The sequence below is a fragment of the Pseudomonas mandelii genome, assembly GCF_024138395.1.
Taxonomy (GTDB): domain Bacteria; phylum Pseudomonadota; class Gammaproteobacteria; order Pseudomonadales; family Pseudomonadaceae; genus Aquipseudomonas; species Aquipseudomonas mandelii_E.
This window is the reverse complement of sequence record NZ_JAMYDU010000004.1, coordinates 61987-78959: the sequence shown is the minus strand read 5'-3', so window position 1 is coordinate 78959 and position 16973 is coordinate 61987. Positions and strand designations below refer to the sequence as shown.

At 57.6% G+C, this 16973-nt stretch carries 17 protein-coding genes; 16 read left to right on the top strand and 1 reads right to left on the bottom strand.

From position 1 onward, the window contains the following. Nucleotides 1-326: 326 nt before the first annotated feature. From NHU87_RS08845 to NHU87_RS08770, 16 genes are all read left to right on the top strand, one after another. Nucleotides 327-1391, top strand: a complete 1065-nt coding sequence (locus NHU87_RS08845; protein WP_253547513.1) for an amidohydrolase family protein — start codon at nt 327-329, stop codon at nt 1389-1391. After that, the gene (locus tag NHU87_RS08840) at nt 1391-2242 is read left to right on the top strand and encodes a fumarylacetoacetate hydrolase family protein (protein ID WP_253547510.1); all 852 of its coding nucleotides are present in this window, start codon (nt 1391-1393) and stop codon (nt 2240-2242) included. The genes NHU87_RS08845 and NHU87_RS08840 overlap by 1 nt, the downstream gene beginning before the upstream one ends. Before the next feature lie 13 nt (nt 2243-2255). Beyond that, entirely contained in the window at nt 2256-3158 is a 903-nt protein-coding gene (locus NHU87_RS08835; RefSeq protein WP_253547508.1) for a 3-hydroxyacyl-CoA dehydrogenase, read from the top strand. Further along, the gene (locus tag NHU87_RS08830) at nt 3155-4330 is read left to right on the top strand and encodes a thiolase family protein (RefSeq protein WP_253547506.1); all 1176 of its coding nucleotides are present in this window, start codon (nt 3155-3157) and stop codon (nt 4328-4330) included. The genes NHU87_RS08835 and NHU87_RS08830 overlap by 4 nt, the downstream gene beginning before the upstream one ends. 1 nt (nt 4331) lies before the next feature. Next, nucleotides 4332-4835 (top strand): carboxymuconolactone decarboxylase family protein, encoded by a 504-nt coding sequence (locus tag NHU87_RS08825; RefSeq protein ID WP_367399021.1) that lies wholly within the window; start codon nt 4332-4334, stop codon nt 4833-4835. A 138-nt stretch (nt 4836-4973) separates the two neighbouring features. Further along, nucleotides 4974-6251, top strand: a complete 1278-nt coding sequence (locus NHU87_RS08820) for a cytochrome P450 (protein ID WP_253547502.1) — start codon at nt 4974-4976, stop codon at nt 6249-6251. 113 nt (nt 6252-6364) lie between these two features. Beyond that, nucleotides 6365-7672, top strand: coding sequence for an amidohydrolase family protein (locus NHU87_RS08815; RefSeq protein ID WP_253547500.1), 1308 nt, complete (start codon nt 6365-6367; stop codon nt 7670-7672). A 110-nt stretch (nt 7673-7782) separates the two neighbouring features. Continuing rightward, nucleotides 7783-8931, top strand: coding sequence for an acyl-CoA dehydrogenase family protein (locus tag NHU87_RS08810; RefSeq protein ID WP_253547498.1), 1149 nt, complete (start codon nt 7783-7785; stop codon nt 8929-8931). Further along, nucleotides 8931-10004 (top strand): acyl-CoA dehydrogenase family protein, encoded by a 1074-nt coding sequence (locus NHU87_RS08805; RefSeq protein WP_253547497.1) that lies wholly within the window; start codon nt 8931-8933, stop codon nt 10002-10004. Before NHU87_RS08810 ends, NHU87_RS08805 begins: the two co-directional genes overlap by 1 nt. Beyond that, on the top strand, nt 10001-10801 hold the full coding sequence (locus NHU87_RS08800; protein WP_253547495.1) for a crotonase/enoyl-CoA hydratase family protein: 801 nt from the start codon (nt 10001-10003) through the stop codon (nt 10799-10801). Before NHU87_RS08805 ends, NHU87_RS08800 begins: the two co-directional genes overlap by 4 nt. Nucleotides 10802-10843: 42 nt before the next feature. After that, nucleotides 10844-11968, top strand: a complete 1125-nt coding sequence (locus NHU87_RS08795) for an acyl-CoA dehydrogenase family protein (protein ID WP_253547493.1) — start codon at nt 10844-10846, stop codon at nt 11966-11968. Nucleotides 11969-11992: 24 nt separating this feature from the next. Then, nucleotides 11993-12544, top strand: coding sequence for a glutathione peroxidase (locus tag NHU87_RS08790; RefSeq protein ID WP_253547491.1), 552 nt, complete (start codon nt 11993-11995; stop codon nt 12542-12544). 3 nt (nt 12545-12547) lie between these two features. Then, on the top strand, nt 12548-13408 hold the full coding sequence (gene panC, locus NHU87_RS08785) for a pantoate--beta-alanine ligase (protein ID WP_253547489.1): 861 nt from the start codon (nt 12548-12550) through the stop codon (nt 13406-13408). A gap of 90 nt (nt 13409-13498) precedes the next feature. Then, nucleotides 13499-14356, top strand: a complete 858-nt coding sequence (locus tag NHU87_RS08780) for a cache domain-containing protein (protein WP_253547487.1) — start codon at nt 13499-13501, stop codon at nt 14354-14356. Between the two features lie 6 nt (nt 14357-14362). Further along, the gene (locus NHU87_RS08775) at nt 14363-15568 is read left to right on the top strand and encodes an MFS transporter (RefSeq protein ID WP_253547485.1); all 1206 of its coding nucleotides are present in this window, start codon (nt 14363-14365) and stop codon (nt 15566-15568) included. Between the two features lie 250 nt (nt 15569-15818). After that, nucleotides 15819-16385, top strand: a complete 567-nt coding sequence (locus NHU87_RS08770; protein ID WP_253547483.1) for a TetR/AcrR family transcriptional regulator — start codon at nt 15819-15821, stop codon at nt 16383-16385. A gap of 66 nt (nt 16386-16451) precedes the next feature. Here the strand turns inward: NHU87_RS08770 and NHU87_RS08765 are convergent, their stop codons facing one another. After that, nucleotides 16452-16964, bottom strand: coding sequence for an integrating conjugative element protein (locus NHU87_RS08765; RefSeq protein ID WP_253547481.1), 513 nt, complete (start codon nt 16962-16964; stop codon nt 16452-16454). Nucleotides 16965-16973 lie beyond the last annotated feature (9 nt).

Below are 16973 nucleotides of genomic sequence, written 5' to 3'. Positions count from 1 at the left end.
TCTGACAAAAGCCCCCGTATATCGGGGGCTTCGCGTTTCCGGGCGCTAGTTTTCTCACCGCTGCATTCCTCACTTTTTCGAGCTTGACTCGTGCTTTCCAACCCCTCAAAGCGTTTTAAGACTCAGGCCGAGGGCTCTGCGTCAGGCTTCTTCGCGCGCTCATAAAATAAATTGAACAGTATTTTGATTTCTGCTCAATTTAAATTTAAGCTCTGGTCTTAGCAGTGAGCCCTCGGCTTCCCCTTTTCGCGGCAATTTGATCCCGGCCACGTGAAGGCACCGCGCCAATAACCAACAAAAAAGTGCCAACTTCGAGGTACCTAGACATGCTGATCGATCTCCACGCCCACGCACCGCACCCTGGCTATTACAACCAGCACCCTCACTGGGGGCCGTTCTTTGAGCAGCACGCCGACGGCGATATCAAGCTGCGTGTAGGTGATTGGATTCTTGGGCTTGGGTCGCCAGAGCGTAAGGCTGCCGTGCGCTCCGGCAATGGTCCCAAGCTTGAGGAATATTTTGCTCGCTGGGCTGACCCGAAAGTGCGCTTGGCCGGTATGGATGCCGCAGGACAGAATCTGCAGGTGGTTTCCGTCCCATCCCATTGCTACATGTACTGGACCGAAGCCGAATTCGCCGTGCCGTTCGCCCGCACCGTCAACGAGACACTGGCGCAATACTGCTCCGCGGCCCCTGATCGCTTGATGTTCTGGGCTCACGTGCCTTTGAATGCGCCAGAAGCGGCGGCGGCTGAATTGCGCTACGCCTGCACTGTACTGGGCGCTAAAGGTCTGGTCGCTGGCGGCGCCAACTTCGGCGGCCTGGAATTCGATTCGCCGGAACTCGATGTGGTGTGGAGAACCCTCTGCGACCTGGATCTGCCGATGTTTATTCACGGCTACAACCAGTCGGTTACCTGGGGTAAGAACGCTAACGACGACCGTTACGAAACCACTGCAATCGTGGGCATGCAGTACGACGAAAGCCGTTGTTTCTGGAACCTGATTTGCGGCGGTGTGCTGGATCGCTTCCCTGACCTGAAGGTGTACATCACCCATGGTGGCGGTTATGTCCCGTACCAACTCGGTCGTCTGGCCAAGACCAACGAAAATCTCGACGTCAAATACAACAAAAAACCGCTGCTCGAGTACATGAAAAACTTCTACTTCGACGTGGAGCTGCATGAAGTGCCGATGCGCCAGGCCCTGGTCGACATCATTGGCGCGGACCATGTGCTGTACGGCAGTAACTTCGGGGGCAGCGATGCTGTGCGTCACGACCTGACCCATGGCCTGAAGTTGTCCGACGCAGACCTGCGCAAGATTCGCTATGAAAACGCCTGCCGCTTGCTGCACCTGGATCCTGCCAAGTTGGGCAAGGTAGGTGCCTGATGAAACTGGCGCGTTGTGAGTATTTTGATTCGGGCGTTTTTTGGGCGGTGGTTGATGTCGCTCAAGATCAAGTGACACCCATTTGCGGTGAGTTCAAAGACTGGGCGCCCGCGGTGGCCGCCGGACGCGGTATCAGTTCGGTACGTTTCGCCGGGCCAGCACTGCCACTCTCCAAAGTACGCCTGTTGCCACCGATTGAACCTGTCAACCGGGTGGTCGTGGCAGGCGCCAATTACGCCAAGCATTTGGTGGAGTTCGGATTGAGTGCGCCGTCCCAACCAGTAGCATTTCTCAAGGCCTATGGCGCGCTGATTGGCGCCAATGACCCTATCCGCTTTCCACCGTTGACTGAGGAACTCGATCACGAAGTTGAGCTGGTGGCGGTCATTGGCACTGACGAGATCGATCTGGAAAACCCGTTGGCTTGCGTGCTCGGTTATACCGTCGGTAACGACGTCAGTGCACGAGATCTGCAACGCAGCGGGCCGGCGGGTATAGGCATGGACCTGTTCGCGGCGAAAAGCCAGGACCAGACCACCGGTCTTGGGCCCTGGATCGTCACTAAGGACGAGTTCCCGGAAGGTTCGCCGCGGCTACGCCTGACCTTGAAAGTGAACGGCGAAGTACGTCAGGACGGCTCGACGGGGGAAATGACCTGGGATGTTGGTCAACTGATCCGCTTCGTGCAACAGCGTTCGAGTTTTGCCGGTGGTGACGTGCTATTCACCGGTTCGCCAGCGGGAGTGGGGATGGGCACCGGTCTGTTCCTCAAGGAAGGCGATGTCGTCGAAGCCAGCGTCGAGGGCATTGGCACGTTGCGCAATGTGGTCAGTAAAAAGAACCGCGCCTAATCGAGAGCCAAACATGAACGCCAATAAAGAAAAAGTAGTCGTCGTCGGTGCTGGCTTGATGGGTACCGGTATTGCACATGCGTTCGCCAGCTCCGGGTTCAACACGTTGCTGGTCGATACCAATGCCGCCTCATTGACAAATGCCAGGGCGAGCATCGAAAAGATCCTTGCCGATGGTGTGCGCCTGGGCAAAGTCAGTGACGAAAAAGCACAACAGTCACTGGCCAATCTGCTGACCTGTAGCGACCTGAGCGAAGCCGCGATTGGTGCGAACTGGCTGGTGGAGACGGTCTCCGAGCAGTTGGCGGTGAAGAAAGCGGTGCTCGCTCAAGCGGCGCCACTGCTGGCACCGGACGCGATTATCGCCACCAATACTTCGGCTCTCAGCGTGACCGAGATTGCTGCGTCGGTGGAGTGTGCAGATCGCGTGATCGGCATGCACTTCTTCAATCCTGTGCACAAAATGAAACTGGTGGAGCTTGTACGGGGTTTGGCCACCAGCGATGAGGTGGTGGCGCGCACTCGCACCCTGTGCGAGCAGATCGGCAAAACCTCCATCATCGTCAATGAATCGCCAGGACTGACCACCAGCCGCATGTCTGCGCTCTTGGGTAACGAGGCGATGTGGATGCTGCAAGAGGGGACAGCCACTGCCGAAGACATCGACACGGCGCTGCGCCTGGGCTTCAACCATCCGATGGGTCCATTGGAACTGGGTGACCTGACCGGTTGGGATACGCGGCTGTCTGTTCTGCGTTATCTGCACCAGACCTTGGGCGAAAAATTCCGGCCCTGCCCGCTGATCATCAAAATGGTCGCCGCCGGGCGACTGGGGCGCAAGTCGGGGCAGGGGGTTTACCGCTATGAAGAGGGTAAACAAGTACCGGGTTCAGGACTCAAGGCGAGTGCGCTATGAAAGACATCGTCATAGTTGATGCAGTGCGTACGCCAATCGGCAAGTTCCGTGGCAGCCTTGCCGGCGTGCGCGCCGATCACCTTGGGTCGCTGGTGCTCAGCCGCTTGCTGGAGCGGGTCGATGTGTCGCCGGCGTTGATCGACGATGTGATCTTCGGCTGTGTCACGCAAATCGGCGAACAGTCCGCCAATATTGCCCGCACAGCCTTGCTCGGTGCCGGCTGGCCAGTAACAGTCCCGGGGCTGACCATTGATCGTAAATGTGGCTCGGGTGAAGTGGCGGTGCATCTGGCCGTTGGCGCTATTGCTGCTGGAGCCGCTGATATTGTGGTGGCGGGTGGCGCAGAAAACATGAGCCGCGTGCCCATGGGCAGCAACCGCGAAATCCACGGCGAGGCGTTTGGCTGGATGGCAGCGCAGCGCTATGAACTGACCAGTCAAGGTGAGGCGGCCGAGCGTATCGCCGACAAGTGGGCGCTCAGCCGTGATGCCCTGGATGATTTCGCTTTCGCCAGTCACCAGCGTGCCGCCTCGGCGTCCGATGCCGGTTATTTCGATAATGAAATAGTGCCGGTTGCGGTCGAGGAGCTACGTGAGCAGGTGCTGACGGAGCCAGCCGCTGTATTGCGCCAGGATGAAACCATTCGTCGCGATACGTCGCGGGAAAAACTGTCGACGCTTAAAACCAGTTTTCGTCCGGACATCGGTCGCATCACGGCTGGCAACTCGTCACAGATCTCCGATGGCGCAGCGGCATTGTTGTTGATGAGTGCCGAAACCGCGAAAAAGCTCGGGCTCAGGGCGCGAGCGCGCGTTGTGGCCTTCACCACCGTCGGTTCCGATCCGACGTTGATGCTCACCGGCCCCATTGCTGCCACCCAGAAGGTGTTGGGCAAGGCAGGGCTGAGCATCAACGACATCGACTTGTTCGAAGTCAATGAAGCTTTTGCCTCCGTGCCTCTGGCGTGGATGCAGGAGACCGGTGTGCCTCACGACAAGTTGAACGTCAACGGTGGCGCTATTGCCCTCGGTCATCCATTAGGCGCCAGTGGTGCGCGATTGATGACCACCTTGTTAAACGAGCTTGAGCGCCGTGGTGCTCGTTTTGGCCTGCAAGCCATTTGCTGCGCCGGCGGCATGGGCACGGCGACCATCATCGAACGGCTCGATTGAGTTGGCACGCCTACCGCTGATTCCTCTGGAGGCCATGCCGGCTGCGTTGCAGGACGCGGTCGAGCGTGGCCAGCGCAGCCGCATGCTCAGCTCAACGACACCGGTACAGGTCTGGGCGCATCGGCCAAAGGTAGCGCTGGCCTGGTTGGGTTTGATGGAGAGCCTGCACAACGACAGTCTGCTTGATGAGCGTTTGCGCGAACTGGTGCGGCTGAAGATAGCCAGCATCACCACCTGCAAGGCCTGCCAGCTGGCGCGCAAGTCCGACTCTGTCACTGAAGAGGATATTGCGTGCATGGCGACGGACAGCGAGTACTTCACGCCGGCCGAGCGTGCCGCGCTGCGCTATGCCGAGTTGTTTGCCAGCGATTACCTGGCTATAGACGACACGCATTTCTTACGGCTCGGGGAGTTTTTCTCCGCCGCTCAGGTGGTAGAGCTTGGGCTGTACTGCGCTCTGATGTTGGCAGGTGGCCGCATGACACTGGTGCAACAGGCCTACTGACACGTCTCGCAGAATAAACAGTTGATCGAATTATTAATAAGTGTCCAATATCTTTCTATTCAGGCCTATCATTAGTCGAAAGGCATGGCCTTAAACAGGCCGACTGAAAAAATAATGACAAAAACAACGGAGACGATCATGTCCACATCGGCGCAGAACGACCTCACGAAGGCTTTTACCGACGTAGCCAGCAATTATCGCGGAACCAGCGATATCGACCTGCACGCGACCTACCGCGATATGCGCGCCAATTCGCCCGTACTGCAAGACAATTTCATGGCCCGCCTGGGCGTGCCAACGATTGCCGGCCTGGATGCCAACCGACCGACCTTTACGTTGTTCAAGTACGACGATGTCATGGCCGTCATGCGTGATGCCGGCACCTTTACCAGTGGCTTTATCGCCGAAGGGTTGGGTGCGTTTTTCGATGGGTTGATCCTGACTGCGATGGACGGTGATGCTCACAAGAGCATCCGTAATCTGCTGCAACCGGTGTTTATGCCGGAGACGGTGAATCGCTGGAAAGAAACCAGGATCGACCGGGTGATTCGCGAGGAGTACCTCAAGCCGATGGTGCCGGCAAAAGGCGCGGATCTGATGGATTTCGCTCTGTATTTCCCCATCCGGGTGATCTACTCGCTGATCGGTTTCCCCGAAGACCGCCCCGAACAGATCGAGCAGTACGCCGCCTGGGCCTTGGCAATCCTGGCAGGTCCGCAGGTCGATCCAGAAAAGGCGGCTGCTGCCCGTGGAGCCGCCATGGAGGCCGCGCAGGCTCTGTATGACGTGGTGAAAGTGGTGGTGGCTGAGCGTCGGGCCGAGGGCGCATCGGGCGATGACTTGATCAGCCGGCTGATTGGCGTCGAGTATCAGGGGCGGTCCCTGGACGATCATGAGATCGCCACCTTTGTGCGTTCGCTGTTGCCGGCGGCCAGCGAAACCACGACCCGCACGTTCGGTACCTTGATGTCCTTGCTCCTGCAGAACCCGGATGTACTGGAACGGGTGCGCAATGATCGCAGCCTGGTGAACAAGGCCATCGATGAGGCGGTGCGCTTTGAGCCGGTGGCGACCTTCAAGGTGCGTCAGGCCGCCAAAGACCTGGAGATTCGTGGTGTGCCCATCCCTAAAGGGGCGATGGTGCAATGTATCGTGACCTCCGCCAACCGCGATGAGGACGCATTCGAAAATGCCGATCAATTCGACATCGACCGAAAACCCAAACCCTCGTTTGGCTTCGGCTTCGGCCCACACATGTGTATCGGTCAGTTCGTTGCCAAAACCGAGATCAACTGCGCGTTGAATGCCATCCTCGACCTGATGCCCAACATCCGCCTCGACCCGAGCAAGCCCGGCCCGCAAATCGTCGGCGCGCAGCTGCGCGGCCCGCACTACCTGCATGTGCTGTGGGACTGATGTGTGCTTGAATTTGATTTAATATGAACACAAACAAAAAATGTGTTTAATTAAATCGAGATGTGCACTATGATTCAGGCACAACAACAAGCCCGAATGCGAAGGGGAAAACAATGAAAGTTGAAGATCTGATTCTCGTCAGTGTCGATGACCACGCGATCGAGCCGCCGAATGCTTTTGCTCGTCACATGCCCGCCCGCTTCAAGGGTCGTGAGCCGCATGTGGTCAAAAAAGGCGATCGTGATGTGTGGGTCTTCGAGGAACAGGCCACCGGCTACATGGGCCTCAACTCCGTGGTCGGTCGACCAAAAGAGGAGTACGGCATGGAGCCGCTGGGCTACGATCAAATGCGTCGTGGCACCTGGAACATCAAGGACCGCGTCGACGACATGAACGCCAACGGCGTGCTCGGCTCATTGTGCTTCCCCACCTTCCCGGGCTTTGCCGGGCAGCGTTTCCAGGTACACGCTGACCGTGACGTGTCGATGGCTGCCATCCAGGCCTACAACGACTGGCATTTGCACGATTGGTGCAACGCTGCGCCAGGCCGCTTCATTCCGTTGATGATCGTGCCGTGGTGGGACATGAAAGCCGCTGCTGCCGAAGTCGAGCGTCTGGCCAAACAGGGCGTGCACGCGCTTTCGCTGTCGGACAACCCGGCCATTCATGGCTACCCGTCGATCCACAGTGATTACTGGGACCCGCTGTGGAAAGCCTGCAGCGATAACAAGGTGGTGATCTGCTGTCATATCGGTACCGGCGTGAAAGCTCAACACGCTTCGGATTTGTCGCCTATCGACGCCTGGATCACCTCCATGCCGATTTCCATCGCCAACTCCGCCGCTGACTGGATCTGGGCGCCGATGTGGAAGAAATTCCCGGATCTGCGCATGGCGCTTTCCGAAGGCGGCATCGGCTGGATTCCTTATTTGCTGGAGCGTGCTGACTTCACCCACCGTCACCATAACGCGTGGACCAATTCCAACTTCGACGGGAAGATGCCCAGCGACATCTTCAACAAGCACTTCATCACCTGCTTCATCGAAGATAATTTTGGTCTGAAGAACCTCGATTACTTGAACGCCGAGATGGTTACGTGGGAAAGCGATTACCCGCACTCCGACTGCACTTGGCCGAACTCGCCGGAGACCGCTTGGGAAGGGTTGCAGCATCTGCCCAAGGAGATGATCGACAAGGTCACTCACCTGAACGCCATGCGTGAGTTTTCCTTTGATCCGTTCTCCATCCATGGTCGGGAAAACTGCACGGTCGGCGCGCTGCGGGCTCAGGCCACGCACGTCAGCATCGAGCCAGCCCTGGGCTTGGGTGGTGCCGATCACGGTCGCCACGACAACAAGCCGGTGACCTCCGGCGACATCAATGCGATGTTCGCCGAGGCTGACGCGCAAACCGCGTTGTAAGTTGCCGCTGTTCCTACAGTCGCCGGCCAACGGCGACTGTGGAGCGGTTGCCGTTCTGTGGTCGCTTCGTTCGAAGCGATTGCGCCTGTGTTCAGCGTTAGAGAGCGCATATGGCCATCAGTCAATTTTCCTACAGCAATATTCCTCCCGAGGCGGAAGCGCTTCGCACCGAAGTGCGGGCGTTCATTCTCGACACACTGGCCGATTACCCACCCACCTTGAGTGCGCAGTCCTGGATGGGCTTCGACGCTGAATTCAGCAAGAAACTCGGCGCGCGAGGCTGGGTCGGCATGGCCTTGCCCAAAGCCTACGGCGGTGGCGAGGCGGGTCCTTTTGCACGCTACGTGATCATTGAAGAATTGCTGGCCGCCGGTGCGCCGGTATCGGCCCACTGGATCGCCGACCGGCAAAGCGGGCCGCTGATCAATCGATTCGGTACCGAGCAACAAAAACAGCATTACCTGCCGGCCATTTGCCGGGGTGAAAGCTACTTCTGCATTGGCATGAGCGAGCCCAATTCCGGCTCGGACCTGGCTTCGATCAAAAGCACTGCGGCACGTGAGGGCGATAGCTGGCTGGTCAATGGCCAGAAGGTCTGGACCACTAATGCCCACCATTCGCAGTACATGATTGCCCTGGTGCGTACCGGTGAGAAACAAGCGGCCCGGCATGAGGGCATGTCGCAATTTATCGTCGATCTGAGCCTGCCCGGCATCACCATCCGACCCATTCGCGACCTGGCCGGTGGCGAGCACTTCAACGAAGTGTTTTTCGACAATGTGCGGCTGCCCGCCGACGCCTTGATCGGCACTGAAGGCAAAGGATGGGACCAGGTAACCGCCGAACTGGCCTTCGAGCGCAGCGGACCTGAGCGCTTCCTCAGTTGCATGGCATTGTTGAAAACTCTGATTGACGCAGTGGGCAAGACACCCAATGCGCTACAGGCGCGGGAGATCGGGCGCCTTTCGGCCAAGTTGCTGACACTGCGCAATATGTCGTTGTCGGTCACGGCACAGCTGGCTGCGGGTGAGCATCCAGCCTGGGCGGCTTCCTGCGTGAAGGACCTCGGCAATGCCTTTGAGCAGGAAATTCCCGAGGTTGCCCAGCTGTTGCTGGAAACCGAACCACGGCAAGACGGCGGCAGCGAACATGCACGCGTGCTGGCCTACCTGACTCAGATGGCGCCCTCATTCTCACTGCGCGGGGGCACTCGTGAAATTCTACGCGGCATCATTGCCCGCGGCTTGGGGTTGCGATAATGCGCGAGATATTTGAAACGACGATTGAACGCCTGTTTGCCGATTTGGCGACGCCGGCTTATGTGATGGGTTGTGAAGGCGGCGAATGGCCGGCCGAGTTATGGGCTGCGCTGGACGAGTCGGGCTTTACCCAGGCGGGTGTCACCGAAGCGCTGGGAGGCGCTGAAGCCAGTTGGGCCGATATGTATGTGCTGGTCCGTGCCGCCGGGCGGTTTTCAGTGCCCGCACCATTGGGTGAGGCCTTGCTCGCCAACTGGCTGCTGAGCAAGGCCGGTCTGGAAGGGCAGGGAGGCGCCCTGAGCATGGCAGCTAACGCCAATATAGTACTCGATGGCGAGCGCGTTTATGGCACCGCCTATTCCGTCCCTTGGGGGCGCAATGTTGAAGCGTTTGTCGCCATCGCCAATAGCGCAACAGGCATTCCGCATGTGGTGTTGCTTGAGCGCAGTGCCGCCAGCGAGCTCACGCTGAGCCTGAATGTCGCGGGCGAACCACGGGATGACCTGGGGTTCACCAGCGCCCAGGTACTGGCGCAAGCGCCGCTGCCCAGCGGGCTCGACGCCAATGTCCTGGAACTGGGCGGCGCGATGCTGCGCGCGGCGCAGACTGCCGGGGCATTGCACGCGCTATTGGACATGACCGCCAACTACGCCGGCGAACGCAAACAGTTCGGGAAGGCCATTGGTTCGTTCCAGGCCATTCAACAGCAATTGGCGGTATTCGCTGAACAGGCCGCCGCCGCCGGCATCGCCGCCGAGGCCGCCTTTGCAGAATCCCGTTCCGGACTCGCCGCGCTGACCATTGCTGCCGCAAAAATCAGCACGGCAGAAGCGGCCAGTGTTGGCGCCGGCATTGCCCATTCGGTGCATGGAGCCATTGGCTTTACCGAGGAATATCCCCTGCATTTACTCACACGAAGGTTGTGGGCGTGGCGCAGCGAATTCGGTTCGGCCAGCGTTTGGAGTCAACGTCTGGGCGTCCGGGTTTGTCAGGGGGGCAGCGATGGATACTGGCCGTTGCTGACCAGCCATGGCCAACAACCCTTAATCTGTCCTGCGAGTAATCCGGCATGAGCCCGTTTCTTCAGATCGAGCGCGAGGGCGGTATCGTCACTGTGCGCATGAACCATCCCGATACCCGCAATGCCCTGACGACGCCCGAGCAGATTCAGGAGTTTGTCGATCTCTGCGCCGAACTGCGCCGCGACAAGTCGGCGCGGGTGATGGTGCTCACGGGCAATGGCAGCGCGTTCTGTGCTGGCGGCAACGTCAAGGATATGCACGAGCGCGGCGGCATCTTCGCCGGCTCGCCCTATGAACTGCGCAATACCTACCGCGATGGCATTCAGCGTATTCCCTTGGCGATTTACGAGCTGGATATTCCGGTGATCGCTGCGGTGAACGGCCCGGCGATTGGCGCCGGCCTCGATCTGGCCTGCATGTGCGACATCCGTCTGGCGGCGCCCAAGGCGATCTTCGCCGAGAGTTTTGTGCGCCTGGGCATTGTTCCGGGTGACGGCGGCGCCTGGCTGTTGCCGCGCATCATCGGCATTCCGAAAGCCAGTCTTATGGCGTTTACCGGTGACGCTATCGATGCTGCAAAAGCGCTGGAATGGGGCCTGGTAGAGCAAGTCTGCACCCACGAAACGCTCCAGTCGCAAGCGCAAGCACTGGCACGGAGGATCGCCAGCAACCCGGGTCATGCGTTGCGCCTGTGCAAGCGCCTGCTACGCGAAGGCCAACATATGCGACTCGATTCGCTGCTGGAATTGTCTGCGGCGTATCAGGCGCTGGCGCATCACACCGAAGACCATCAAGAGGCGGTGGCGGCTTTTGTCGACAAGCGCGATCCCGATTATCAGGACCGCTGATCACCCATTGCCCACAACAAGAATCGATCTGGAGTAAGCAAGATGCGTGGCGTATTTCGAGAAGACCACAACATGTTCCGTGATCAGGCCCGCCGTTTCGTCGACCGCGAAATCGTGCCCTACCTGCATGAGTGGGAAAAGAACGGCATCGTTCCCAAGGAAGTCTGGCTCAAGGCCGGAGAGAACGGATTGTTATGCTCCACGGTGCCCGAAGAATATGGCGGTCCTGGAGGCGACTTCGGTCACTCTGCGGTGATGATCGAAGAGCTGGCGCGAGCCAATGCCACCGCCGTGGGTTTCACCACCCACTCGGAAATCGTGACGCCTTATATCGTGGCCTACGGCAGCGAAGAGCAGAAGCAGCAATGGCTACCGCGTATGGTCAGCGGCGAATTGATTGGCGTGATCGCCATGAGCGAGCCGGGAATCGGCAGCGATCTGAGAGCCATGCGCACTTCGGCGCGGCGTGACGGTGATGACTACATCGTCAACGGCCAGAAGACCTTTATCACCAACGGCGGCAATGCTGGCCTGGTAGTCACCGCCACCAAGATTGACCCTGCGGCCAAAGAACTGACCTTGATCTGCGTCGAGGAGGGGCGTGCCGGCTTCGCCAAGGGACGTCTGTTGGAAAAGATCGGCCTGAAAGGGCAAGACACCGCCGAACTGTTTTTTGATGAAGTCCGGGTGCCTGTCGGCAATCGATTGGGCGAGGAGGGCATGGGGTTCAAATACCTGACTCATCAACTGGCCTGGGAACGCTTGATTATCGCGATCCGCGCCGCTCAATCGATCGACACGTTGCTGGAAGAAACCATCGGTTACACCCGTGAGCGCAAGGTCTTCGGCAAACCGGTTCTCGACTTCCAGAACACCCGTTTCAAACTGGCTGAAGCCAAGGCCCAGGCCACCATGTTGCGGGTGTTCGTCGACGATTGCCTGGCCAAGGTGATGCGCGGTGAATTGACGCCTGAAATCGCCGCGATGGCCAAACTGCTGGGTTCGGAAATGCAGGGCAAACTGCTTGATGAGTTCCTGCAACTGCACGGCGGTTACGGCTTCATGAGCGAATACAAGATCAGCCGTGCCTGGGTAGATGCTCGCGTTGCCCGGATCTACGGCGGCACTTCGGAAATCATGAAAGAAATTATCGGCCGTACCCTTTGAAGTACTACCGCATGAGGCAGTCAGATGAGTAACTCCCTTTACGACATTCCTTTGAAACAGATTGATGGAAGCTCCAGCAGCCTTGGCGACTATCGGGGCAAAGTCCTGCTGGTGGTCAACGTTGCTTCAAAATGCGGCCTGACCCCGCAATATGAGGGGCTGGAAAAGCTGTACCAAAGTAAAAAATCCCAGGGGCTTGAAGTGCTGGGTTTCCCTGCCAATAACTTCAAGGAACAGGAGCCGGGTAGCGACGCAGAAATCGTTGAGTTCTGTTCGGTGAACTATGACATTCATTTTCCGTTGTTCTCGAAAATCTCGGTTGTCGGCGCGGATCGGCACGCTCTCTACACCGAACTGACGACCTCGCAACCTGAAGCCATCGGTGAAGGCCCGTTCCGTGAGCGGCTGAAGGGATATGGCATCGAGTCCGCCAGCACCACTGACGTGCTGTGGAATTTCGAAAAATTTCTGATCGATCGTCACGGCACGGTGGTCGCTCGTTTCGCTCCGGACGTTGCAGCGGATGATCCTCGGTTGCTTGATGCGATAAATACGCAGCTGGCCAAAGAGGCGTAAGCGGTGCAGACAGTCGATACAGTGAGTGCACTTCGCGCGCTGGTAACCCGCGCGCGCAGTGAAAATAAGAAAGTCGCCCTGGTGGCAACCATGGGCAATTTGCATGACGGTCATATTGCCTTGGTCCATTGGGCCAAGCAGCGAGCTGACTATGTCGTCGCCAGCATCTTCGTCAATCCACTCCAGTTCGGGGCGAATGAGGATCTGGCCAACTATCCCCGGACACCCGATGCGGATCGAGAGAGATTGGTCAACGCTGGCTGTGATGCGCTGTTTGCCCCTGCTGTCGAACAGATCTATCCCGAAGGAATGCTCAACCAGGCCATTGTCAGTGTGCCAAAAGTATCTGAAGGCCTGTGCGGTGCGGCGCGCCCAGGTCACTTCGATGGCATGGCCACAGTCGTCGTCAAATTGCTGAATATTGTTCAGCCCGACGTAGCGGTTTTCGGGGAGAAGGACTATCAACAGCTGGCAGTCATTCGTTCGATGGTCAGGGATCTCAATATGACGATCGACATTGTCGCTGCTCCGACCATTCGTGCCGCCGATGGTTTGGCATTATCGTCCCGTAACGGTTATCTGAGCGATCGAGAACGTGCAGTTGCCCCGGTTCTTCATGCATGCCTGCAACACATGGCGGCGTCTATCCAGGTTGAGAAGCGGGTGGCTGAGCGCCAGTTGATTGAATGTCATCAACGTATAAGCGACGCCGGTTTTCAGCTGGAATACTTTGAAGTCAGGAATGCCCGGAATTTAAATCCTGTGACAAGCACCGATACTCATTTTGTGATTCTGGTGGCGGCGCGCATCGGTAAAACGCGGCTTATCGACAATCTGACGGTGGACCTTCGCCTGGGTGACTAAATCAACCATCACGGACCGCATGACCAGGCAGCCCCCATGGTTGCTCCTGTCCATTGTGAAAACAGAAAGATCACCAGAGGAATAACAACAATGGGCCTTTATCGAGCTTTCGCTGTGCTTTGCCTGTGTTTTGTCTCTCTTGTCGGCGTTGCTCAGCAAGCCCCAGCGGAGGCCTATGGTGCCGACACCCAGCGTGCCAAAGCCTTGCTGGCAAAAGCTGTCGCCGAGTACAAAGCCAGGGGCGACACAGCGTTGGCCGAGTTCAGCCGGCAGGGGGCCTATGTCGATGGTGAGCTGTACATCTACGTGGTAGATACCTCCGGTGTGATGCTTGCGAGCGGCGGGCCTTCAGTTTCACTGGTCGGCAAACCGGTGGTCAGTTTCCTGGACGACGACCTCAAAGCTGTATTCCAGCAAGCCATTTCACAGCCGGATGACGGCGTTGTGCATAGCGCCGAATACCGCTGGTGGAACTGGCAACACGCCAAGGTCGAGCGCAAACGGGTGTTCTATCAGCGTGTGCAGGATCGGGTGATCTCCGTGGGTTACTACATGCCACGGTCCAGCCCGGAACAGGCACAACAACTGCTGCGCCAAATCTCGAAGCAAGTTTCCAACGACTCTAAAACCACCTTCGGCCTCATTAATCAGCACGATAAACAGCTCACCCGGGATGATCTTTATGCCTTTGTGGTGGACCTGAAAACCCAGCGGTTTGTCGCTCACGGTTTTTCGCCCCGGCTGATCGGCACCGACTTCAAGTCATTGCGCTCAACCGACGGCAAGCCTATTGGCGAGGATATTCTCAAGCAGATGAGCGCTCATGAAACAGGGGAGATCAGCTATCAGTGGCGCAACCCTATGACCGGGCAGAATGAACACAAGAGGACTTTTCTGCAGCGGGTGAACGGGTACGTCGTCGCCGTGGGCTGCTATGCAATCAAGTGATCAATGATGGGTGATATCGATGTTTTGAGCCGTGGCAGCGACAAGGCAATCCGTAGTGAATGGTTGATTCTGTCCATTATCAGCTTCAACTTTATCTCGTACGTATGCAGTGGCTTGCCGCTTGCTGTGTTGCCGGGCTACGTCCTCAATGACCTGGGCCTTACCTCGGTTTTCGCGGGTGTGGTGATCAGCTCTCAGTACCTGGCGACGCTCCTGACCCGCCCCTTGGCCGGTGGCGTGGCCGATCGCCTGGGTGCCAAATACGCGGTGGTCTGTGGGTTCAGTGGCTTGATGTTGAGCGGCACCCTGACTGCGCTCGCCATTATCCTGCACACCCCACCCTGGTTGAGCCTGACGCTATTACTGCTGGGGAGGTTGGTGTTGGGGGCGTCCACGGCCATGATTTCCACGCCCTGCTGCACTTGGGCCATCGGGTTATGTGGTGCCCCTCGGGCAGCACAGGTCCTGTCGTGGAACGGAATAGCGGCTTACGGCGGTACGGCTGTTGGCGCGCCACTGGGCGTGCTTCTGCATAATTCGTTGGGTATCGCCAGTGTGGGGCTGAGCACCGTGTTGCTTGGCCTGATGTTCCTGCTTTTGGCTCTGGGCAAGCGGTCAGCTCCATTAGTGACAGGCGCCCGTCTGGCATTTTATCGAGTCCTGTTCGCCGTCATGCCAAATGGCCTGGTCCTGGTTTGCAGCTCGGTGGGATTTGGCGGGCTGACGGCGTTCATCGCACTGTACTTCGACAGTCTGGGCTGGGATCACTCCGCCTACTGTCTAAGTGGCTTCGGGGCAGGTTTTATCGTTGCCCGATTATCGTCGCCGGGAATACTGCAGCGATTCAGAGGGTACAAGGTGGTGGGCGGCTGCCTGCTTGTACAGACCTTGGGCATGCTGCTGATATGGCTCGCGCCGTCTCCTGCGCTGGCCATTGCCGGCGGGGCGTTGACCGGGATAGGAGTGTCATGGGTTTATCCGGGGCTAGGCGTGGAGACATTGGCGAACACTCCGGCCGCGAACCGTAACTCGGCGCTCAGTGCCCTTTCAATATTTTTTGACATTGCAGTGGGGATCGCCGGCCCGGTGATGGGCCTGGTTGCCTCAGGTTTTGGCTATGCTGCGATATTTCTCTGTGCTGCACTGATGTCAGCAGGCGGGTTTCTAGTGGTGCTCTGCCTATGTTGGCGGATGGGCCGCATACGCGATTGATACTGCTTGCTTAATGGCATCCCTCTGTTTGACATGACTGATGCGCAAGTAAGCCCTTCGACGATCTGAGAGCGTAGCGATCCGCAGGCTTCCTGTTCGCTGCCTGCCTGGCCGACGATGTGATCGACTGGACGCCATGCCATAATGGAAAGCCCTCTCGATTTTGAAGACCATGACAGACTCACAGGCATCCGCATCCCCGAGATCCAAACGTCGTCCACAACAGATGCGTGGCCATGAGCGTGTTGAGATGATTCTGGATGCATGTGCACGCCTCATGGTGGGGAAAGGAGTGCTCAGTCTGACCATGCATGGTATTGCCAAGGACGCGGGTACTTCCATTGGGTCGCTTTATCATTTTTTTAGGGATAAGGAGGAGGTACTGAGCGCATTGGGCCGTCGTCATATTGATGCGCTAGGCAAAATTGCCAGTGAGCTTCTTCTTATTGAACCCGCCACCTGGATTGGATTTAGTACGGCGGATACAGTTAAACATTTAGTACTTCCATTGCTGGAGTATGTTGAGAAAAATCCTGATTTTCTGCATATGATCAGCCCGAATTTCTCTGCTGGCCAGCTTCAGGCTTCTGATTTACAGGTACAGCTCAAAGAAATTTATAGTCATGTTGTTATGTTGCGCATTCCTAATGTCAGTACTGAAATGTGTGAAGTGTATGCGGTTGCAATGTTGGCGTTACCTGCTGGTCTTTGTCGCGCAGCATTTGAAAATGATAATTTTAAAAGTTTGCTTATTCTAAACGAGGCGCCACGCGCCTTGGTTGCATACCTTGATGCAATAGAAAAGCAGGGCGCTTGATGAGATGGTCACCCCTGTAAAATCTAAACTTTTGCAGGATGTTCTGTAGGAGGCCATTGCCTCGATTCACTGTTCCAGCGAGGTGGCAGTGACCAGGACTGGGTAATGCTTGATCTGCAAGCGTGTTGCGATGCTGTTGCCATTGAGCGGGAGAATAGTGATCCCGGGAGCGGCTGCCCGAATCCGAGCCAGAGCTTTTACATCAGCCACTTCGACAGCCAGGCCAACCGTACCCAGCTCGCGCAGGACTGTGACCCGTTCCTGCAGCCAAGCCAGTGACTTTGGATCGTCACCCACCAGAAAGAAGGGCGGCAGGCCAGGCATGTCCAGGGTTCGAGGTGTGATCTTGCCTGGGCTCAACCGAGAACTGCTGATGGGTAGCATCCAGGCCTCATCAGATAGCAGGGAGACCTCGGCATGGAAAAGTCCGTTAGGTCGCCCTCCATTCATCTGAGCATCGAATACTCGAAGAGCGGTTTGAGCGAAGTCGCTGGACAGATCCTCGACAACTGTCACTTCTGCTCGGGCGAAGGGTGTCAGTATCAGAATGAGACAAGAGGTGAGGGGGATTTGCTTCATGGTGATGGG

What these genes read in the sequence shown, in the direction of transcription:
- NHU87_RS08845 (WP_253547513.1), top strand. Translation starts at nt 327, where the DNA reads ATGCTGATCGATCTCCACGCCCACGCACCGCACCCTGGCTATTACAAC.
- NHU87_RS08840 (WP_253547510.1), top strand. Translation starts at nt 1,391, where the DNA reads ATGAAACTGGCGCGTTGTGAGTATTTTGATTCGGGCGTTTTTTGGGCG.
- NHU87_RS08835 (WP_253547508.1), top strand. Translation starts at nt 2,256, where the DNA reads ATGAACGCCAATAAAGAAAAAGTAGTCGTCGTCGGTGCTGGCTTGATG.
- NHU87_RS08830 (WP_253547506.1), top strand. Translation starts at nt 3,155, where the DNA reads ATGAAAGACATCGTCATAGTTGATGCAGTGCGTACGCCAATCGGCAAG.
- NHU87_RS08820 (WP_253547502.1), top strand. Translation starts at nt 4,974, where the DNA reads ATGTCCACATCGGCGCAGAACGACCTCACGAAGGCTTTTACCGACGTA.
- NHU87_RS08815 (WP_253547500.1), top strand. Translation starts at nt 6,365, where the DNA reads ATGAAAGTTGAAGATCTGATTCTCGTCAGTGTCGATGACCACGCGATC.
- NHU87_RS08810 (WP_253547498.1), top strand. Translation starts at nt 7,783, where the DNA reads ATGGCCATCAGTCAATTTTCCTACAGCAATATTCCTCCCGAGGCGGAA.
- NHU87_RS08805 (WP_253547497.1), top strand. Translation starts at nt 8,931, where the DNA reads ATGCGCGAGATATTTGAAACGACGATTGAACGCCTGTTTGCCGATTTG.
- NHU87_RS08800 (WP_253547495.1), top strand. Translation starts at nt 10,001, where the DNA reads ATGAGCCCGTTTCTTCAGATCGAGCGCGAGGGCGGTATCGTCACTGTG.
- NHU87_RS08795 (WP_253547493.1), top strand. Translation starts at nt 10,844, where the DNA reads ATGCGTGGCGTATTTCGAGAAGACCACAACATGTTCCGTGATCAGGCC.
- NHU87_RS08790 (WP_253547491.1), top strand. Translation starts at nt 11,993, where the DNA reads ATGAGTAACTCCCTTTACGACATTCCTTTGAAACAGATTGATGGAAGC.
- NHU87_RS08780 (WP_253547487.1), top strand. Translation starts at nt 13,499, where the DNA reads ATGGGCCTTTATCGAGCTTTCGCTGTGCTTTGCCTGTGTTTTGTCTCT.
- NHU87_RS08775 (WP_253547485.1), top strand. Translation starts at nt 14,363, where the DNA reads ATGGGTGATATCGATGTTTTGAGCCGTGGCAGCGACAAGGCAATCCGT.
- NHU87_RS08770 (WP_253547483.1), top strand. Translation starts at nt 15,819, where the DNA reads ATGATTCTGGATGCATGTGCACGCCTCATGGTGGGGAAAGGAGTGCTC.
- NHU87_RS08765 (WP_253547481.1), bottom strand. Translation starts at nt 16,964, where the DNA reads ATGAAGCAAATCCCCCTCACCTCTTGTCTCATTCTGATACTGACACCC.